The organism is Mycobacterium sp. IDUB_3 (assembly GCF_055419585.1).
In genome coordinates this window covers 3,465,033-3,482,703 of the sequence record NZ_JBVAXZ010000001.1, presented here as the reverse complement: position 1 = coordinate 3,482,703, position 17,671 = coordinate 3,465,033, and the positions used below count along the sequence as shown (strand labels likewise).

At 67.7% G+C, this 17,671-nt stretch carries 20 protein-coding genes; 6 read left to right on the top strand and 14 right to left on the bottom strand.

The window, feature by feature from the left end:
- Position 1: 1 nt before the first annotated feature.
- The 5 genes from ACZYVJ_RS16135 to ACZYVJ_RS16115 all read right to left on the bottom strand — a co-directional run bounded on the left by ACZYVJ_RS16135 (position 2) and on the right by ACZYVJ_RS16115 (position 4,824).
- Entirely contained in the window at positions 2-1,243 is a 1,242-nt protein-coding gene (locus ACZYVJ_RS16135) for a cytochrome P450 (RefSeq protein WP_463831942.1), read from the bottom strand.
- Complete coding sequence (locus tag ACZYVJ_RS16130; protein WP_463831941.1) at positions 1,240-1,944, bottom strand: NIPSNAP family protein; 705 nt, start codon at positions 1,942-1,944, stop codon at positions 1,240-1,242. The genes ACZYVJ_RS16135 and ACZYVJ_RS16130 overlap by 4 nt, the downstream gene beginning before the upstream one ends.
- 3 nt (positions 1,945-1,947) lie before the next feature.
- Entirely contained in the window at positions 1,948-2,511 is a 564-nt protein-coding gene (locus tag ACZYVJ_RS16125; protein WP_463831940.1) for a hypothetical protein, read from the bottom strand.
- Positions 2,512-2,670: 159 nt separating this feature from the next.
- A complete protein-coding gene (locus ACZYVJ_RS16120) occupies positions 2,671-3,840 on the bottom strand; it encodes a CaiB/BaiF CoA transferase family protein (RefSeq protein ID WP_463831939.1) in 1,170 nt (389 codons plus the stop codon).
- A 63-nt stretch (positions 3,841-3,903) separates the two neighbouring features.
- Complete coding sequence (locus tag ACZYVJ_RS16115) at positions 3,904-4,824, bottom strand: NmrA family NAD(P)-binding protein (protein ID WP_463831938.1); 921 nt, start codon at positions 4,822-4,824, stop codon at positions 3,904-3,906.
- Between the two features lie 90 nt (positions 4,825-4,914).
- On the opposite strand from ACZYVJ_RS16115, the gene ACZYVJ_RS16110 reads away from it, so the two are divergent.
- Positions 4,915-5,403: a winged helix-turn-helix transcriptional regulator gene (locus ACZYVJ_RS16110; protein ID WP_463831937.1), complete on the top strand. Its 489-nt coding sequence runs from the start codon at positions 4,915-4,917 to the stop codon at positions 5,401-5,403.
- A 36-nt stretch (positions 5,404-5,439) separates the two neighbouring features.
- Positions 5,440-6,126 (top strand): DUF427 domain-containing protein, encoded by a 687-nt coding sequence (locus tag ACZYVJ_RS16105; protein WP_463831936.1) that lies wholly within the window; start codon positions 5,440-5,442, stop codon positions 6,124-6,126.
- On the opposite strand, the gene ACZYVJ_RS16100 is transcribed toward ACZYVJ_RS16105, so the two are convergent.
- From ACZYVJ_RS16100 to ACZYVJ_RS16090, 3 genes are read right to left on the bottom strand one after another with little or no spacing between them, the layout of a single operon-like run.
- Positions 6,110-7,285 carry an acyl-CoA dehydrogenase family protein gene (locus tag ACZYVJ_RS16100; protein WP_463831935.1) on the bottom strand — a complete coding sequence of 392 codons (1,176 nt, stop codon included), beginning with the start codon at positions 7,283-7,285 and terminating at the stop codon, positions 6,110-6,112. The two genes, ACZYVJ_RS16105 and ACZYVJ_RS16100, sit on opposite strands and share 17 nt — an antisense overlap.
- Positions 7,286-7,303: 18 nt before the next feature.
- Positions 7,304-8,224: an LLM class F420-dependent oxidoreductase gene (locus ACZYVJ_RS16095; protein WP_463831934.1), complete on the bottom strand. Its 921-nt coding sequence runs from the start codon at positions 8,222-8,224 to the stop codon at positions 7,304-7,306.
- A 5-nt stretch (positions 8,225-8,229) separates the two neighbouring features.
- On the bottom strand, positions 8,230-9,120 hold the full coding sequence (locus ACZYVJ_RS16090; RefSeq protein ID WP_463831933.1) for an acyl-CoA thioesterase: 891 nt from the start codon (positions 9,118-9,120) through the stop codon (positions 8,230-8,232).
- A 131-nt stretch (positions 9,121-9,251) separates the two neighbouring features.
- On the opposite strand from ACZYVJ_RS16090, the gene ACZYVJ_RS16085 reads away from it, so the two are divergent.
- From ACZYVJ_RS16085 to ACZYVJ_RS16070, 4 genes are all read left to right on the top strand, one after another.
- Positions 9,252-9,728, top strand: a complete 477-nt coding sequence (locus ACZYVJ_RS16085; RefSeq protein WP_463831932.1) for an SRPBCC family protein — start codon at positions 9,252-9,254, stop codon at positions 9,726-9,728.
- Positions 9,729-9,801: 73 nt separating this feature from the next.
- On the top strand, positions 9,802-10,620 hold the full coding sequence (locus tag ACZYVJ_RS16080) for an SMP-30/gluconolactonase/LRE family protein (protein WP_463831931.1): 819 nt from the start codon (positions 9,802-9,804) through the stop codon (positions 10,618-10,620).
- A 15-nt stretch (positions 10,621-10,635) separates the two neighbouring features.
- The gene (locus ACZYVJ_RS16075) at positions 10,636-11,469 is read left to right on the top strand and encodes a thioesterase family protein (protein WP_463831930.1); all 834 of its coding nucleotides are present in this window, start codon (positions 10,636-10,638) and stop codon (positions 11,467-11,469) included.
- Positions 11,470-11,521: 52 nt separating this feature from the next.
- Positions 11,522-12,067 (top strand): TetR/AcrR family transcriptional regulator, encoded by a 546-nt coding sequence (locus ACZYVJ_RS16070; protein ID WP_007769268.1) that lies wholly within the window; start codon positions 11,522-11,524, stop codon positions 12,065-12,067.
- Here ACZYVJ_RS16070 and ACZYVJ_RS16065 read toward each other — a convergent pair.
- The 6 genes from ACZYVJ_RS16065 to ACZYVJ_RS16040 form a co-directional block, all read right to left on the bottom strand.
- Positions 12,064-13,404 (bottom strand): FAD-binding oxidoreductase, encoded by a 1,341-nt coding sequence (locus tag ACZYVJ_RS16065; RefSeq protein ID WP_463831929.1) that lies wholly within the window; start codon positions 13,402-13,404, stop codon positions 12,064-12,066. The genes ACZYVJ_RS16070 and ACZYVJ_RS16065 overlap by 4 nt on opposite strands.
- A 59-nt stretch (positions 13,405-13,463) precedes the next feature.
- Positions 13,464-14,069, bottom strand: coding sequence for a DNA-3-methyladenine glycosylase I (locus tag ACZYVJ_RS16060; protein ID WP_463831928.1), 606 nt, complete (start codon positions 14,067-14,069; stop codon positions 13,464-13,466).
- Between the two features lie 19 nt (positions 14,070-14,088).
- On the bottom strand, positions 14,089-15,036 hold the full coding sequence (locus tag ACZYVJ_RS16055; RefSeq protein ID WP_463831927.1) for an aldo/keto reductase: 948 nt from the start codon (positions 15,034-15,036) through the stop codon (positions 14,089-14,091).
- 108 nt (positions 15,037-15,144) lie between these two features.
- On the bottom strand, positions 15,145-15,735 hold the full coding sequence (locus tag ACZYVJ_RS16050) for a TetR/AcrR family transcriptional regulator (RefSeq protein ID WP_463831926.1): 591 nt from the start codon (positions 15,733-15,735) through the stop codon (positions 15,145-15,147).
- 47 nt (positions 15,736-15,782) lie between these two features.
- Positions 15,783-16,523 carry a glucose 1-dehydrogenase gene (locus ACZYVJ_RS16045; protein WP_463831925.1) on the bottom strand — a complete coding sequence of 247 codons (741 nt, stop codon included), beginning with the start codon at positions 16,521-16,523 and terminating at the stop codon, positions 15,783-15,785.
- A gap of 17 nt (positions 16,524-16,540) precedes the next feature.
- A complete protein-coding gene (locus tag ACZYVJ_RS16040) occupies positions 16,541-17,641 on the bottom strand; it encodes an NAD(P)H-dependent amine dehydrogenase family protein (RefSeq protein WP_463831924.1) in 1,101 nt (366 codons plus the stop codon).
- Positions 17,642-17,671 lie beyond the last annotated feature (30 nt).

Sequence of the window (17,671 nt, the reverse complement as noted above, 5' to 3'; positions counted from 1 at the left end):
GTCAGACCTCCACCGGAATGTTGTTCCAGCCCCATTGGAAGCTGGACGGCAGCCGGGTGGCGGCGTCGTCCTGGATCTGGTAGTCGGGTACGCGGCGCAGCCATTCGGCCAGCAGCACAGCCACTTCCAGCCGCGCCAGGTGGTATCCGATGCAGAAGTGCTGGCCGCGCCCGAACGCCAGCGAGCGGCGGATGGGCCTGTCCCAGATGAATTCGTCGGGCCAGGGGTATTCCCGGTCGTCGCGGTTGGCCGATGCGAGCAGGGTGATGACACGCTGGCCCGGATTCAGGGTCTGGCCGTGAATCTCGAAGGGCTTGCGCACCGTTCGGGCGAACCACTGTGCCGGCGCGCAGAATCGGATCATCTCGTCGCGCGCGACGAGCACGTTGTTGTCCAGATCGGCGCGCACGGCGGCCAGTTGGTCGGGCCGCCGAGTGAGCTCCCAGAGTCCGTGCGCGACGATTTTGGGCACCGTCTCGGTGCCCCCGATGAAGATGCACAGCATCTGGGTCGCGACTTCCATGTCGTCGAGCGCGCTGCCATCGGGCAGGTGATAGCCGAGCAGGCCATCGACCACGTCGAGCGGTCCCCCGGACGGATCGGCGCGGCGGCGCGCGACCGCGGGCAGCAGATATTCGAAGTAGTTGGGTCGCGCTTGGCCGGTGTCCACGCCTTCGCCGGGTTGGGCGAGGCTGCCGGCGTTGACCGCGGCGAGGACCTCGGGCGCGAGATCGGTCGGAATACCACACAATTCGCAGACGATCGCGGCCACCACGATGCCGCCGTAGTCCTGGGTCAGGTCAAACGAGCCGCCCGGGAGCAGGGCGTCGAGGCGTTCGTTGGCCAGCGTGCGGATCCGGCCCTCCAGGTCCGTGACCGACCGTGGCCGAAACGGGCGGGAGTGGGTGCGCCGGATCTCGCCGTACAGGTCCGCGTCGAACATGGCGTGAAACGGCAGCGGGTGCAGCGGCGGATCGTCGACCGGGCCGCTGTTGTGTTGCGCGAGAACCGAAGCCGGTGGCAGCGTGCCTTCCGAGGCGACGAACGTGCCGTTGTTGACCTCCAGCACCGTCCAGATGTCGTCGAAGCGCGACAGCGCGAAGGTGTCCCACTGCGGCATGTAGTACACCGGGTGGTGGTCACGCAGGATCCGGTAGTACGGCAACGGGTTCGCCATCACCGCCGCGTCGAAGGGATCGTAGTGAAAGTTGTTCACGTTCAAGGTGGTTGGTAGCTCCGTCATTGCAGTGGCGACGGCGGGAGGGCTTGCAGAATGGAGTCCTCCCAGCCGTCACGCAGCGCGGGAGCCACGCTCATCCAGGTGACGATCTCGGCCGGTGGGCTCTCTTTCCAGGACGGATAGTGTTCGGCGAAGCAGTCCCAGCCGCCGTCCAGCGCCCAGTAGTGGATGACTTCGTTGTAGCGGAAGGTCGTGGTGAACGAACCAAGCCAGCGCTTACCGGTGCGTTCCGACCACGGAACGTAAAGCCGCTCCAGTTCGCGGATATAGTCGTCCTGGCGCCCCGGCTTGGTCCGCATGATCTCTTGAATCACCAGCGGCGCTGAGAAATTCGCGTCGCGAAGCTGGGTGATCGTCTTGTTGCTGGGGCCGGGGTACATGATGCGGCCCTCCCCCGCGGCGCCGATGTCGGCGAGGAAGGCCGACCATTTGCCGCACGCGGCCTCGTGGCTGCCGCCGCGGGCCTGCGCGGCGCCGATCCTGGCGTAATCGGCGAAGCCGTCGATCTCCCAGATGACCGTCACCTGTGGCCAGTGACCGTTGTACGGTGTGGATTCCCAGATCGCGAACAGCCGGGCGCCGAGTTGCTCCATCATCGGTTGATAGGTGTCGGTGAAGATTTCGGTGAAGCGGTCGCTTCGCCCGGATCCCAGCGAGATCGTCTCGTGCAAGTAGAGCAGTGTGTGGCCGAAGTATCTCTTCATGGTCTAGTCGAGCCGGATCAGCTCTGAGTCGGCCCCCGAGACCACGTCGCACAGCAGCGTCTCGGTGGCGTCGACCGTCGCACCCGGAATGCCCACCGCCGCAAGCGCATAGCCCTTGAACATGCGCGCCGCGCCGCTGAGTAGGTGCTGTGCCCGGGTCGTTGCGCGGTTCACGCCCAGGGGCCATCCCTCACCCCACAACGCGACCTCGATCAGCGGGTTGTCCAGTGACTCGAGCACCGCGTCGCGCACCCGGGCGTCGGCGGTGAACACTTCGGCGCTGACGGCCAGGCTGCTCGAGCCCGTCCCCAGCCCGGCGAGCTCCGGCTCGAGGTCCGCCGCCCGCACCCCCAGGATCCGCAGCGGCCGGCTGTCGCAGCCCCGCGGGAGCAGCACGGTCACTTCCCAACCGGCCATGGCCCGGTCGTAGAGCCAGCCGCCGGCCGATTGCACGACATCGACGGCGTTGGCCGCGACGACGTCGAGCCGGTAACGCAGACCCTCGCCGTTCGCGCGGGTTGCCTTCGCGGCGCTGCTCTTGCTGATGTCGAACGTCGGAGCGACCATCGATCCATTCCTCACCACCACCCGCCGCCGGTCGGCAGGCGGGTCTCAAGCGCTTGTCATGGGCTTTCTCAAAGGCTGGAGCCGTGTCACGCGTCGGGCGATGCGGCTCATCGGACAGCGTGACACTTCTGGCGAAATTTGTAAAGGTCCGGCGGCGCGTCAGGACCCGCGGCGCGCCTCGAGGTCGGCCAGCACTTCCTCGGTGTGCTGCCCGAGTTCCGGTGCCGCAGAACGCGGTGCCCACGGTGTCCCATGAAAATCCGCGGGTGTGGCCACCATCGGCACGGCGGCGTCGCCGTCGGGGACGTCGACGATGCCGCCCGCGGCGTGGAACTGTTCGTCGGCGACGACGTCCTCCAGGGTGTTGATCGGTGACCAGAAGAAATCCGGTTCGCCGGCGAAGACCTGCGCCCACTCGTCGAGCGGCCGCGTCGCGAAGATTTCGTCCAGCGCGGCGATCAGCACGGTCGAGTTGACGGCGCGGGCGCGGGCGTCGGCGAACCGGGGGTCGTCGCGCCACTCGGGCCGGCCCACCGCGCGGCACAGCGCCGGCCAGTGCCGCTCGGGCTCCAGGCCGACGATCCAGAACCGCCGCTCGTCGGCGGCGGCGTAGTTGTTCATGCACGGGTTGCCCATCGTTTCGCGCTGGCCGATCGCGATCGGCTGCCCGCTCATCAGATAGGTGTTGAGGTCGAAGCTCACGGTGTAGGCGCCCTGCCGGTAGAGCGAGGTGGTCACCAGCTGGCCCGTCCCGGTGCGTTCCCGCGCGAGCAGGGCCGCGCACACGGCAGCGGCCATGGTCATCCCGGCGGAGTGGTCGCCCATGCCGCCGCGCTGAAACGGTGGCGTGTCGCCGGGCCGGGTGAGCAGGTGGGCCACCCCGGCCCGGGACCAGAACGCGGCGACGTCGAAGGCGGCGCGGTCGGCGTCGGGCCCGTCTTCGCCGTATCCGGTGATGAGCCCGTAGACCAGCCGCGGGTTGGCGGCCGACACCGACTCGAAGTCCAGGCCGAGGCGTTGCAGTGCGCCGGGGCGCACATTGGTCAGGAAAACGTCCGCGTCGGCGAGCAATTCGAACGCGGTGCCCCGGCCCGCGTCGGTCCCCAGGTCCAGTACGACGCTGCGCTTGGAGCGGTTGTCCATTTCGAACGGCGGGTTGAGGCCCAGATCGCAGCCCAGCATCCGGCCGAACATGCGCGCCGGATCACCGGTGGGCGGTTCGATCTTGATCACGTCGGCGCCCCAGTCCGCCAGGATGCCGCCGGCGGCCGGCCCGGCCACCCAGACCCCGAGTTCGACGACTTTGACGCCTGCTACCGGTCCCGCCATGGGTAAGTTCCTACCCTGTCGGCGCGCCCGGGCGCACGCATCCCCCCGATTGGCGGGGTGGCCTCAGCTCGCCACGCGCGCCTCGCGCACCGCGAAGTTGCCGTCGTGGTCGAAGGCGGCGCGGTTGGCGTCGACGTAGTCGCCGACGGTCATGGGTTTGTGCCCGCTGATCACCTCGACCAGGTTGTTCTCACCCGCGAAGACGCCGTCCCGGTAGTCCTGCGCGACGCTGCTGATGTGCTGGACGAAGAAGTCCGGCCAGCCCTGCGCGCTCAGCGCCGCGGCGAAGGTGGGAATGCCGATCGGCTCGTAGCGGACCGCGATGCCGAGGGCATCCGACATCTGCTCGGCGATGCGGTGGTGGTCGAGTTCGTCGGCGCCCACCAGCGGATAGATCTGCCGATCGTGCGGGGCCGGGTTCTGCAGGATGGCGGCGATGACGCCGGCCTGGTCGCGCCCGGCGACGGGAGCGTGGCGCCCATTGCCGAACGGCAGCCGTAGCACGCCCCCCTCGCCGTTGCGCGCCCATTGCCATTTGAGCCACTCGGCGAAGAACGTCGGCCGCAGATGCGTGGTGCCGAACGCAAACCGGTCCAGCAGCCGCTCGGCGATCCAGTGCTGCTGCGCGGCATGGCTTTTCGCCTCGCGTCGCGCGGATATCTGGGACATGTTGACCACCGCCCGTACGCCGGCCTCGCTGGCGGCCTGGGCGAAGATGGCGGTGGCGGGCAGCAGGCCGCCCGGGGCGATCGGGTAGCAGAAGTAGGCAGCGCTGACGCCGGTCATCGCGGAGCTGACCGCGTGGAAGTCGAGCAGGTCGCCCTCGACGATCTCGGCGCCCAGCCCGGCCAGCGCCTCGGAGCGCTGGTCGCTGCGGTGCACGAACGCGCGCACCCGGTGCCCGGCGGCGAGCAGCATCTCGACGGTGGGCGCACCGGTGTTGCCGGTCGCCCCGGTGATGAGAAACAGCTGATCCGATGACATTTTCTGACTCCCTAGCTGACTAACGATGTCGTTAGTAAGATACAAGCACGATATGCTGGATAACGCAAGCGTTAGCCAAAGGGGATCGTGATGGAGTTCGAGAACCGGTTGCAGGACCGCCGGCAGTGGTCGATCGGCGACGGCTGTTCGATGTCGAAGGTGCTCGAAGTGCTGAGCACCAAGACCGCCTTCCAGGTGGTCCGCGAATTGTTCTTCGGCACAAAGCGGTTCGAGGATTTCGTGGAACGCATCGCGACGTCGGCCCCGGCGGTGTCGCGGGCGCTCAAGCAGCTCGAGGCGGCGGGCATCGTCGCGCGCGTTCCCTATCGGGAGCCGGGGCAGCGCGCCCGCGACGAGTACCGGCTGACCGAGGCCGGGGAGGACTTCCTGCCGGTGTTCATGGCGCTGGTGCAGTGGGGGGACGCCTACCTGCAGGACGGTTCCGCCAAGCTGGCGTTCGTCGACGCCGACACCGGCCGGGCCGTCGGGGTGCGCGTGACCACCGATGCCGGCGCACCGGAAAAGCGCTCGGCAGACATCCGGATCAAACGCGCCGACGTATCCCGGCGACGCACATGATTGGGTAGAGCGAGGGCAAGCAACCGGGAGGAACGCATGACTCTGGTGGCCGGGCGTGGTCCGCTCAGCAGCGATCCCGCGGGGCGCTTCTCGCCCGCAATCCCCGACGACGTCGTCTACGTCGAACCGCATCCCCGGCGCGTGCAGGCCGTCAAGGACGGCCGCGTGGTGATCGACACCGAACGGGCGCTGATGGTGCACCGGCGCGGCCGGCCGCTGAGCTACGCCTTCGCGGCCGACGAGGTCGGCGACCTACCCAGCGAGCCGGAACCCGAGGCACCCGGTTTCGTCCAGGTGCCCTGGGACGCGGTCGACGCCTGGCTGGAAGAGGGGCGCAGGCTGGTGCACTACCCGCCCAATCCCTACCACCGCGTCGATTGCCGTCCGACCCAACGCCGCCTGCGCGTCCGCGTCGCCGGCACCACACTGGTGGACACCGACGACACCGTGATCGTGTTCGAGACCGCGCTCGCCCCACGGCTCTACGTCGATCCGGCACACGTGCGTACCGACCTGTTGCGGCGCTCCGAGACGGAGAGCTACTGCAATTACAAGGGCTTTGCCACGTATTGGACGTTCGTCTCGGGCGACCATGTCGTCTCCGACGTCGCGTGGTGCTATCCCGGCCCGCCCCCGGAAAGCCTGCCCATCAGGGGATTCCTGAGCTTCGACGACACCCGCGTCGAGATGGCGGCCGAGCTGCCGGTCAGCGGCCGTAGCTAGGACGCCCGAGCCCCAGCTCGTGCTGGGCGATCATGTTGCGGAACACCTCCATGGTGCCGCCGTAGATGCCGGCGGGCACGCCGTGCCGGAAGATGAACTCGATGGCGCCATTATCGGCGGAACCCGTTGCATCCGTGGGCAATGCCGATGCCGTCCCCAGCAGGTCCATCAATTCCTGGGAGACGTCACGCATGGTCTGAATGACCGCCACCCGCCCGTACATTCCGGGAGTCGACATCGCCGCCTCGATGCGAGCCATACTGCGCCCCAGCCGATGTTTCGTTGCGTCGTCGTCGATCGGGCGCCGACCGGCCGCATCGGGCTTCGACAGGACCGCCGCGACTCCATCAGCCGCCTCGGCCATCAGGTGGCCGTGCTCCGAGAGCATCGAAATGTTCTGCAGGCCATGGTCTTGCGGGTCGGTGATGCCGTGTTCGGCGTCAAGGGCGGAACGCATCACCGTCCAGCCGCCGTTGACCTCACCGATCCGGTAGAGGTCATCGACACGCACGTCGCTGTAATACACGATGTTGGTGCGGTCACCGTCCACCGTGCGAATACCCTGGATCTCGATACCCGGCGAATCCAGCGGCACCAGAAACATGGTCAGGTTCTTGTGTTTGCGTCCCTGCGGATCGGTGTTGGTCAGCAGGAAGACGTACCTGGCGTTCTGCGCGTTCGAGGTGAACATCTTGGAGCCATTGATAATCCAGCCCGATCCGTCCCGCACGGCCCGGGTCTTGCAGGTCGCCACGTCGGAGCCGCCTTCGGGCTCGGTGTAGCCCAGGCAAAGCCGGATCTCGCCGGACAGCACGCCCGGCAGGATCGCGTCGGCGAGTTCGGCCGCTCCGAATTGCTTCACCAACCGCGCGACGACCGCCGTGGTGCCCCAGTGGAACCACGGCGTATGCGCGCGACCGATCTCGAGGTGGAAGATTCGCCGGCGCACCGGGTTGAATCCGCCTTCGGACTCCAGCAGGTAATCCGACGTCAGGTAACCCTCTTCGCCCAGCGCCAAATGCACTTGCTCGCTGAAGTTTTCGCCGGTCTCGCGATCACGCCGCAGCACCTCGTCGGTGACGTGTTTCGCAATGAAAGCCCGGGTCCGGTCAAAGAAGTCCTGATCCTCGGGCGAGAGCACAACGCGGGAGAAGTCCATGTGACGTCTTCGATCCGACTAGGCCGCGTCGACGACCTGGGTGCGGAACCGGTCGAGAGTCTCGAGCGCGTGCGTCATGCTGTCACCGGGCAGGTGGATGCTGACCCACGTCACGCCCAGCTTCGCCAGCTTGTCCAGGCCCTCGAGGTAGGCGTCGGCGTTGAAATCGTCGCTCGCGGGGCTACCGCCCTCGAAGTTGGTGAAGGTGATGTCGATTCCCGACCAATCCCGTTGCGCCGCATCGCACCTTCGCCGCAGATCGTCGATGCCGTCGGCAAGCTTCTGCACGGAGTCGATGACGGCGGTGCCGGCCGTCTGGGCCAGCTGCGGCGGCGCGGGGAACGGGCACCAGCCGTCGCCGTACAGGGCCACCCGCTGCCGCGATGACGACGTATTGCCGCCGATCCAGATCGGCGGATGCGGATCGCTCACCGGCCGAGGATGGGCGGTGATGCCACGCGCGCTGAAATGCTTGCCCTCAAAGGAGATATCGTCGCCCGTCCAGATGGCCCGGATCACCTGAAGGGATTCCTCGAACAGCTCGGCACGCTCGTCGAAGCTCACCCCGAGTGCCGCGAACTCACGCTTGAGGTAGCCCACCCCCACCGCCAGCGTGAAGCGCCCACCGGAGAGCAGGTCCAGGGTGGCGCCGGATTTGGCCACCACGAACGGGTTTCGGTACGGCAGCACCACGATGTTGGGGATCAGCCGCAGCCTGGACGTCGTGGCCGCCGCGAAACCCAAAGCAACAAACGGGTCTAACGCGTCGTGTCCGCCGGCGGCCAGCCATCGCTGTGAGGGCGCCGGGTGGTCGGTGAAGCCGAAACCGTGGATCCCGGCCGCCTCGGTCGCCGCGGCCACCTTGCCGATACCGTCCCCGCTCACCAGCTCCGGGTTGTACGGATGACTGTGCATCGGGTGGGTGATGGTGAACCGCATGGCCGTTAGAACCGCGCGCGCGAGTCGATCGCCGTGTCGCTGGTGCGCAGCGGACGGATCAGCGCCTCCTGCGCGAACGAGGCCAGCAGCTCACCCTCTTCGGAGTGCACGGTGCCGCGCACGTACGACATGCCCGCGCCGACCTGGGTGCTCTCGTGCGTGTAGAGCAGCCACCCGGTCCAGTCCACCGGTTCGTGGAACGCCACGGAGATGCTCATCGGTGCGGTCGACACGGTCAGGTGCGCCTGGGCGGTTCCAATACCCTCGTGCGCGCGCATCGTGGTGGAGATGCCCAGATGGCCGGTGAAGTATGCGAGCAGCGCCTTGGCCAACTCGTCGCGGGTCGGGATCGGGTCGTAATGCAGCCACGCGTAGAGCTCCGGCGGGCCGACCTCGTCGGGGCTGTTGACGTCGACTACGTCGACGAGGCGCAGTTCGCGCCCGACCATCGGCATCGGCGAGTGGTGGGCGTCCGCCGGGGCGGCGACGTCGGGGCGCGGCAGGTGGTGCCGGATGACATCGTCGGTCGGGACGTCGGCCAGCACCGTGATGCTCAGGCAGCGCCGGCCGTTCTGGTGCACGGCGACCACGGCCGTGGCGGTGGACCGGCCTTCGGACACGACGTCGAGGACCAGTTCGATCGGCGGCCCGACGACCACGGCGCGGGAGAAGACCGCGTGCGCCGAGCGCACCGACTTGTCCGGGAACCGCTTCGCCGCCGCGACGATCGCCTGGGCGAGCACCTGGGTGCCCTCCACCACCTGGCGTTCATCGCCCGCCGCGATGCCGGTGTCGCCGGTGAACCGGTCGTCCCCGTCGGCCTGCACGTCGAATAGATCCAGCAGGCCCTGCACGGTCCATTCGGTCTGCTCGGATTCCTCAGACGCCTTCGTCAACCCACTGTTCCTCTCGCGCTCGCGGCTCAGCGCTCAGCGTGACACTTTGAGTAGGATTTGTAAAGCTTGTCTAACGAGACGGCAGCCCCGCCGTTCGACAGGACGGCGAAACACGTAGGGAGGCAACACTATTGGGCATCGTGACCACCACGTCGGAGACCGCGTTCACGCAGTCCGCCGAGACCGTCTACGACTTCGTCACCAACCCGCAGAATTGGACGAAGACCTACCCCGGCAGCGCGCACATCGGCAAGTTGCCGGAGCTGCCGCTGAAGGTCGGCGACACCTGGGAGGAAGCAGGTCCCGACGGCGACCGCTTCTTCAGCTGGCAGTTGGCCGCCGCGGTGCGCCCGACGCTGTTCGTGTTCACCTCGATCGGCGGGCTGGGCCATGACCGCGAGGGTAACGGCGGGATGGAGGGCCGCATCACGGTCGCGTACCACTTCACCAGGCCCGGGCAGGACATCACGCTGTTCTCCCGGACCATGACGATCGAGGCGTACAAACACGCCCCGCTGCCCGACCAGCTCTTCGTCCAGGCCAATCCGGCCAAGATCGACGCCTACCACGAGGCCGTGGCGCGGGAGCTCGCCCGATCCGCAGATTGACACCGGTACCCGCGGTGCATGACACTTTTTCGGTGTTTTGTAAAGCGGACCGGTTTGCCGAAGGCGGGGACGAATGATTCCCGAGCCGCTGGCCAACGGATTCTGCTTCGGCGAAGGCCCGCGCTGGTTCGAGGGCCTGCTGTGGTTCTCCGACATGCTGGGCGAGGCCGTCCACACCGCGACCATGGGTGGCTCGCTGACCACATTGCCGCTGCCCGGTCACTGCCCGTCGGGTCTGGGCTTTCGGCCCGACGGGTCGCTGCTGATCGCCTCGACCGAGGACCGGCAGGTGCTGCGCTATGACGGCGAAACCGTGGTCACCATTGCCGATCTCGCCGACCTGGCGCCGGCCAGCCTCGGCGACATGGTCGTCGACGACGCGGGCCGTGCCTACATCGGCTGCCAGGCGCTGCACGGCGGGGTCGTCATCCGCCTGGACCCCGACGACAGTGCGACCGTGGTGGCCGAAGACCTCGACTTCCCCAACGGCATGGCGATCACACCGGATCGCACGACGCTGATCGTCGCCGAATCGACGGGCCGCCGGCTCACCGCGTTTTCCATCGCCGACGACGGCGCACTGTCCGACCGCCGGGTTTTCGCCGACGGCCTGGACGGCCCGCCGGATGGCATCGCGCTGGACGCCGAGGGTGGGGTATGGGCGGCGATGACGCTGGCCAATCAGTTCGAGCGGATCCTGGCGGACGGCACCGTGACCGACCGCATCGACATGGGCGACCGGGTCGCGATCGCGTGTGCCCTCGGCGGTCCGCAGCGCCGCACGCTGTTCCTGTTGTCGAGCACAGAGGCCTATCCTCAGCGCCTGGCCGGCACCCGGCTTTCCCGGCTGGATGCCGTCACGGTGACCACTCCCGGCGCCGGCTTGCCCTGACCCGAGAGGTTGACGATGACCGACGCCTATTACGAGCTGATCGACCCGGCCGGCGACGACGCCGCCGCGCTAGGCGAGAAGTTCCGGGCGACCGATCTGGCGCGCGGCACCTGGTCGGCGGCCATCCAGCACGGCGGGCCGGTATCCGCGCTGCTGGTCCGGGCGCTGGAGCGGTGCGAACAGCGCGACGACACGCGCCTGTCCCGGGTCGTCATCGACCTGTTGGGCGGGGTGCCGGCCGAGGGCGAGCTGTGGGTACGCGCGGAGGTGCAACGCCCCGGCAAGCAGATCGAACTGCTCAGCGCCGAGATGCTGGCCCCCGGCCCGGACGGCACACCGCGGCCGGTCGCGCGCGCCAGCGGATGGCGGTTGCAGCATCAGGACACCGAGCCCCTGGCGCACGCCGCGGCGCCACTGCCCCGGCCCAGGGCCGAGGCCTATGACCGCAACCTCAAGGCGCGGGACTGGGACCGCAATTACGTCCACAGCCTTCAGTGGCTGTGGCTGACCGAGCCGCTCAGCAAGGGCCCCGGCGAATCCTGGATCAATCCGACGGTCGACCTGGTCAACGGCGAATCCATGACACAGCTGGAACGGCTGTTCGCGGTGGCCGACTGCGCCAACGGCATCGGCAGCAAGCTCGACATCACCAAATGGACGTTCCTCAACACCGATCTGGCCGTGCATGTATTTCGTGTTCCCGACGGCGACTGGATCGGCATTCGGGCGGAGACCAGCTACGGGCCGGACGGCATCGGGACGACCATCGGCACGTTGTTCGACGAGCAGGGCGCGGTCGGCGCCATCCAGCAGTCGGTGCTGGTGCGCCGGCGCCCGCCTCGGGCCTAACGTGGGAGCGAATGACCATGACACCTCGGCGACACCGCGAAAAGTTTGACTCATGAGCCAGCCGGCCCGGGCGACGACGATCGCCGACACAGACACCTCGACGCGTCAGCGCATCCTGGCGGCCACCGCCGAGGTGCTCGGCCGCAACGGCAAGACCAAGCTCAGCCTGTCCGACGTCGCCACCCAGGCGGGCGTCTCCCGCCCGACGCTGTACCGCTGGTTCGCCTCCAAAGAGGAGTTGCTGTCGGCGTTTTCGAGCTACGAGCGCCAGATCTTCGAAAGCGGCCTGGTGAAGGCCACCGCGGGCCTGAAGGGCGTGGACAAGCTCGACGCCGTGCTGCGGTTCATCGTCGAGTACCAGCATTCGTACTCCGGGGTGCGCATGGTCGACGTCGAGCCCGAGCACACCATCGCCCAGTTCTCCTGGGTCATCCCGCAGATGCGCGAGGGTCTGCAGCGCCACCTGCCCGGACCCAACGCGGCGGTGAAGGCGGCGACGGTCATCCGGATTGCGATCTCGCACTACATCGTGCGCAGCGATGACGCCGATCAATTTTTGGCGCAGCTGCGCCACGCGGTGGGGATCAAGGGCAGCTAGTCGAACAACACCGCGGCGTTGAGATAGCCGGTCGGGTCCAGCGCGGCCTTGACCGTGCGCATCGCGGCGATGTCGGCGGGGCCGCGGGACATGGCGAGGTAGGGCCGCTTGCGGCTGCCGACGCCGTGTTCGGAGCTGACGTTGCCGCCCGATCGCGCGATGAGGTCCATCATCGGCTCGTACAGCGCCCGCTCCCGGTCGGCCGGGCAGCGCAACACGTTCAGATGCAGGTTGCCCTCGCCGATGTGGCCGAACAGCACCGGCAGCGCATCGGGGGCATGCGTGTGAACCAAATCGACCGCGTGCCTTTCGAATTCGCTGATCGCCGACAGCGGCAGCGAGACATCGAACTTCAGCGGGGGTCCGTACACGCCGAGCACCTCGGCGAGTGATTCGCGGACCTGCCACAACCGTTGCTGCGCAACGAGATCCACGCCGACTGCGGGTTCGGCGCGCATCGGTACGTCGTCGAGCAGCTCGGCCAGCCGTCCGGTCTGGTCATGATCGGCGGCCAGTTCCACCAGCAGCAGCCACTGGCCGGCGACCGGTGAACCGACGCCGCGATGCTCCTCGGTCAACGCGGCGGCCCGGCCGTCGATCAGCTCGAGGGCGGCGATGCCGTCCACGTCGCGGAAGGTGCGCCCGGCGGCCACCAGCGCGTCGAGGTCGGCGAACCCGCAGATCGCCGTCACCCGGTGCGACGGGATGGCGTGCAGCCGCAGGTCCAGCCCGGTGATGACGCCCAGCGTGCCCTCGGCACCCACGAACAGCGCCGGCAGGTCGTAACCGGTGTTGTCCCGGCGCACCCGGCTGTGCCGGTGCAGCAGCGTGCCGTCGGGCAGGGCCACCTGCACGCCGACCACCTGCTCGCCCATGTTGCCGTAGCGGACCGTGCGCAGCCCGCCGGCGTTCGTCGACGCCATGCCGCCGACGGTCGCGGTGTCGCGGGCCGCCAGGTCCACGCCGAACACCAAACCGGCCGCGCCCGCGGCCCGCTGCACCGCGGCCAGGGTGGCGCCTGCGCCGGCCTCGATGCGGCGTTCGACGGTGTCGACGTCACCGACGGCGTGCAACCGCTCGGTGGACAACAACACGTCGTCGTGCTCGGGAACGGTGCCGGCTACCAGTGAGGTCCGGCCGCCCTGCACCGTCACGTGCGTACCGGCGTCCCGGCACACCCGCAGCACCTCGGCGACCTGCTCGGCGGTGCCCGGCCGCACCAGCGCGCTCGCCTTGCCTCGGTAGCGGCCGGTGTGGTCGACGCTGCGCGCCGCCAGCACGTCGGGATCGGTGACGACGTGATTCGATCCGACCAGGCTCGCCAGGCTGCGCAGCATGATCGCGGTTATAGCATCGTCGGCGCGTCTCGCTCACACCGGCCGCATGTTGTGCGGCGTCAGCCGCACGGGGGCGGCACCGCGCGGAAACACCCTTCGAAATGGCCGTTTTCGATTCCTACGGTCTGCATGAACGAGTGGGCGACGACGGGGCCGACATGACGAAATCCCGCCTCCCGCAACGCGCGGGCAAGCTGGTCCGACTCCGGGCTGGTCATCCGCCCGTCGGCCCAGCTGCGCAATCGATGGTGGTGGCGGGGTTGGTGTTTCCAGGCCAGTCGCGCCAGCGAGCATTCCGCCAAGGCCCGGGCGTTGTGCAGCGTCGCCTCGATCTTTCGCCGATTGCGAATGATGGAGCTATCGGCCATCATTCGCTCGACGTCGTCGTCGGTCATCGCGGCCACGGTGGCCGGGTCGAATCCGTGAAACGCCGCGCGCAGGTTGTCCCGTCTGTCGAAGACGGTCACCCAGGACAGGCCGTTCTCGAAATAGGTCAGCACCAGCGCCTCGAACAGCTCGGCCTCGTCGCGCGTCGGCCTGCCCCACTCGTCGTCGTGATAGGCGATCAGATCGCGGCCCGTCTCGGTGGCCCAGCGACACCGAACGACGCCGTCGGCAGCGGACACCACGGTCGGCAGGTGTGACGGCATGTCGACACCTGCCATTGCTCTCATCGGACGGCCCTCAACTACCCGTGGGAACCTCGGCGAATCCCGGTTGGCCCGCGTCTACAACAGAATTGAACCGGACCCGGGTCTCGAGGCGCTCGTTGATCTCGTGGATCGCGTCCTCGGGAAGCGCTGTGACATCGAAGTTCTCGCGGATGCGTGACGGCGTGACGGATCCCGTGAGAACTGCGGTGCCGCGCTGGATACCCCATGCCAGCAGCACCTGCGCGGGGGTCTTTCCAACACGCTGCGCGATCGACACGACCAGAGGGTCATCGAGCAGCCGCGGTTCCAGCGCGTGTCCCAGCGAGGCGAACGCCAGGAGGATGATCCCGTCGGTCTCGCGCAATCGGTGGAGTTCCCATTGCGGGTGGTACGGGTGCGACTCGACCTCCACCACCGCCGGCTTGATGCGGGCAGTCTCCACGATCCGTCGGGCTCCTTCGACGCCGATGTCGGACAGGCCTATCGAGCCGGTTAGGCCTTCGTCCACAAGGGCTTCCATTGCCGCCCAGGTTTCCTCCAACGTGACCCCGTCGTCGTAGATGACGGCCCCGTGCATGTCGCGGGGATCTTGGTCATCACCGGGCCTGAACGCGAACGGGGTGTGCACCAGATACAGGTCGACTGCGTCTAGCCCGAGCCTGCTCAGGCTCGCCCGCAGCGCGGGCTTCACGCGTTCCGGTCGATGGTTGTTGTTCCACAGCTTGGTGGTCACGAACAGCTCTTCGCGATGCACCGTTCCGGAGGCGAACAGCTCCTTCAGTGCCGCGCCGACGTCGGCTTCATTGCGGTACCGCTCGGCCGCGTCGAGGTGGCGGAACCCGACCTCGACCGCGGTCTTGACCGCATCGCGCGTCTTGGTGTTGTCGGACAACGAAGTCCCGAACCCGATCGCCGGGATCTCGCCGCTGCCGTCGTTCAGGACAAATCTGCGCTGACTCAGATTCTCGTTCGATGTCATGCCGTTCGACCTCCTTGTCGCGGTCACCGACAGCCGTGCGGCCCACTATAGATGACCAGTCGTCTAATTAACAAGGGGAGCGGAGGTCGGCATTCCCGCCGGCACGCATCAAAGCAGCAGCGCTGGAACGGTGGCCGTTTCGAAGCGATCGTACGGCGCGCGACTACGTGTCACTTTCCCGCGCAGCGCCGCGCCTTCCCACGACTCGATCAGCTGGGAGGCGAGCTCCCCCGCATCGCGATCGGTCCGGATATCACCGGAGCCGCGCTGGCCAGCGCGCACGCATGCGGTGAGCGCCGTGTCCCAGCGATCGAGAATGCGGGTCAGCTCGGCGCGCACGGGTTCACTGGATCCACCGAGCTCGAGCGAGAGGTTGCCGATCAGGCAGCCGAGCAGGAAGTCGCCGACCTCGTGTTCATCCGTGAGCGCATGAAAGAAGCGGGTGATTCGCTCCTGCGCCGGCCCGTCCGCGTTGAGGATCGGCACGAGCCGCGTCTCGATGTCGGCCCAGTAATGTTCGAGAATCGCCGCGGCAAACGCCTCCTTGCTGGCGAAATACGCGTAAAAAGAGCCTTTCGGCACACCGGCCGCGTCGGTGATGTCTTTGACGCCGCTGGCGGCGAATCCGCGTGCGTGCACGAGGTCGAGACCGGCCGCAAGCAGGCGGGCGCGTACCTCTGGGTTCGGCGGACGGGGCATGCTCCCAATATTAGCTGACCGGTCGATTATTTTCGGCGGCCTCGAGCCTAGAACTCCTTGTGATTCACGTCGGTGACCAGGCCGCCGTCCATGATGAACTCGCTGCCGGTGGAGTAGGACGACTCGTCGCTGGCCAGGAAAAGCACGAACGTGGCGACTTCCCGGACCTCGCCCGGACGCCCCAGCGGAATGGTCACCATGTCCTCGGGCAGGTGGGCGGTCATTGGGGTGCGGATGAACCCCGGATGCACCGAGTTCACCCGGATGTTGTGCGGGGCCAGCTCCAATGCCGCCGACTTCGCCAGGCCGCGCACGCCCCACTTGGACGCGACGTAGGGGTGCACCATGGGTGCGCCTCGCAGGCCCTCGATGGACGACACGTTGATGATCGAGCCACCCCCGGCGGCGATCATCGGCTCGACGGACGCCCGCATGCCCAGGAACGTCCCGGTCAGGTTGACGTCAATCACCTTCTGCCACTTGGCCAGATCGAAGCCCTTCAGCGGGCCGAGCGCGACGGTACCGGCGTTGTTGACCAAGACGTTGAGCCTGCCGAATTCCTCGACCGCGGTGGCGACGGCGGCGTCCCACTGGTCGGGCTGGGTGACGTCGAGGTGCACGTAGCGCGCGGAGTCGCCGATCTCGTCGGCCAGCGCCTTGCCCTGCTCGTCCAGGATGTCGCCGATCACGACCTTGGCGCCCTCCTCGACCAGCAGCCGCGCGTCTTCGGCGCCCATCCCGCCGGCGCCTCCACTGATCAGCGCTACCTTGCCGTCTACCCGACCCACGTGGGTCTCCTTTCGATTTAAGTGGTTACCAAAGTGCTTGGTGCGTATAGGTCTTTGCCCGTTACCAGCGGCAAGTCGAGTGTGGTCGCAATGCCCGGCGGCGCCGCGATCACGGCGGGGATGGCGTTGACGACGCGGCCCGCCGCCCCCGCGATCGCCGCGTGGTTGTGGTCGCCCTTGCGGCTGCTCGGAATGATGTCGACCGCATACGACGGTTCGCCGGTGATCTCGACGCGGTAGGAGCCGTCACCGGCGGCGGGCTGGGGCAGGTCGGGGCGCAGGTCGGGCCGCAACCGGGTGACGTGTTCGATGACGACGACGGGGTGACCCTTGACCATGCCGCGAATCTCGAACTGCAGCACCGCAACCGTGCCCTTGGCCACGTGGCCGACCGCGATGTCGAAATCCTCGGGTGCGGGCTCGCGCTGGTAGGACTCGGTGATCTCGTCGACCTCGATGCCGAGGCCGGCCGCCAGCTGACGGATCGCGGTCCCCCAGGCGATGCTGAGGATTCCGGGCTGCAGCAGCATCGGAATTTCGTCCATGGGCTTGGCGAATCCCATGTAGTCCATGACCTCGGACCCGTTGTAGGACGCGTAGTCGTGAATCTCCATGCAGCGCACCTGCTCGATGCGCTGACAGGTGCCGGCGAGCGCGAACGGGATCAGGTCGTTCGCGAAACCTGGGTCGACGCCGCTGATGAATATGCTTGAATTGCCTTGCCTGGCAGCGTCTTCCACGCGGGCGATGTACTTGTCGGGCATGACACCCCACGGGTACTGCAGCAGGCCCGGCGACGAGCCGACCACGTTGATGCCGGCGGCCAGGATGCGCATGACGTCGGCCATCGCCTCGGGCAGCCGGGTGTCGCCCATCGCGCAGTAGACGACGCAGTCGGGCTTGGCGGCGATGATCGCGTCCAGGTCATTGACCGCCGTGACGCCTGTGACGACACCGGTGTCCAGGCCGACGCCGCACAGCTCGCCGGCGTCCTTGCCCACCTTCTCCGGCGTCGAGACGCACACCCCGGTCAGTTCGAACTGGGGGTTGGTGATGAGTTGGGCGAGGGCCAGCCCTCCGACATTCCCGGTACCGACGTGCGCGACGCGGATCGCCATGAGAGTCTCCGTCCCTGCAAAACCTGGACA

What these genes read in the sequence shown, in the direction of transcription:
- ACZYVJ_RS16135 (WP_463831942.1), bottom strand. Translation starts at nt 1,243, where the DNA reads ATGACGGAGCTACCAACCACCTTGAACGTGAACAACTTTCACTACGAT.
- ACZYVJ_RS16130 (WP_463831941.1), bottom strand. Translation starts at nt 1,944, where the DNA reads ATGAAGAGATACTTCGGCCACACACTGCTCTACTTGCACGAGACGATC.
- ACZYVJ_RS16125 (WP_463831940.1), bottom strand. Translation starts at nt 2,511, where the DNA reads ATGGTCGCTCCGACGTTCGACATCAGCAAGAGCAGCGCCGCGAAGGCA.
- ACZYVJ_RS16120 (WP_463831939.1), bottom strand. Translation starts at nt 3,840, where the DNA reads ATGGCGGGACCGGTAGCAGGCGTCAAAGTCGTCGAACTCGGGGTCTGG.
- ACZYVJ_RS16115 (WP_463831938.1), bottom strand. Translation starts at nt 4,824, where the DNA reads ATGTCATCGGATCAGCTGTTTCTCATCACCGGGGCGACCGGCAACACC.
- ACZYVJ_RS16110 (WP_463831937.1), top strand. Translation starts at nt 4,915, where the DNA reads ATGGAGTTCGAGAACCGGTTGCAGGACCGCCGGCAGTGGTCGATCGGC.
- ACZYVJ_RS16105 (WP_463831936.1), top strand. Translation starts at nt 5,440, where the DNA reads ATGACTCTGGTGGCCGGGCGTGGTCCGCTCAGCAGCGATCCCGCGGGG.
- ACZYVJ_RS16100 (WP_463831935.1), bottom strand. Translation starts at nt 7,285, where the DNA reads ATGGACTTCTCCCGCGTTGTGCTCTCGCCCGAGGATCAGGACTTCTTT.
- ACZYVJ_RS16095 (WP_463831934.1), bottom strand. Translation starts at nt 8,224, where the DNA reads ATGCGGTTCACCATCACCCACCCGATGCACAGTCATCCGTACAACCCG.
- ACZYVJ_RS16080 (WP_463831931.1), top strand. Translation starts at nt 9,802, where the DNA reads ATGATTCCCGAGCCGCTGGCCAACGGATTCTGCTTCGGCGAAGGCCCG.
- ACZYVJ_RS16075 (WP_463831930.1), top strand. Translation starts at nt 10,636, where the DNA reads ATGACCGACGCCTATTACGAGCTGATCGACCCGGCCGGCGACGACGCC.
- ACZYVJ_RS16070 (WP_007769268.1), top strand. Translation starts at nt 11,522, where the DNA reads ATGAGCCAGCCGGCCCGGGCGACGACGATCGCCGACACAGACACCTCG.
- ACZYVJ_RS16065 (WP_463831929.1), bottom strand. Translation starts at nt 13,404, where the DNA reads ATGCTGCGCAGCCTGGCGAGCCTGGTCGGATCGAATCACGTCGTCACC.
- ACZYVJ_RS16060 (WP_463831928.1), bottom strand. Translation starts at nt 14,069, where the DNA reads ATGGCAGGTGTCGACATGCCGTCACACCTGCCGACCGTGGTGTCCGCT.
- ACZYVJ_RS16055 (WP_463831927.1), bottom strand. Translation starts at nt 15,036, where the DNA reads ATGACATCGAACGAGAATCTGAGTCAGCGCAGATTTGTCCTGAACGAC.
- ACZYVJ_RS16050 (WP_463831926.1), bottom strand. Translation starts at nt 15,735, where the DNA reads ATGCCCCGTCCGCCGAACCCAGAGGTACGCGCCCGCCTGCTTGCGGCC.
- ACZYVJ_RS16040 (WP_463831924.1), bottom strand. Translation starts at nt 17,641, where the DNA reads ATGGCGATCCGCGTCGCGCACGTCGGTACCGGGAATGTCGGAGGGCTG.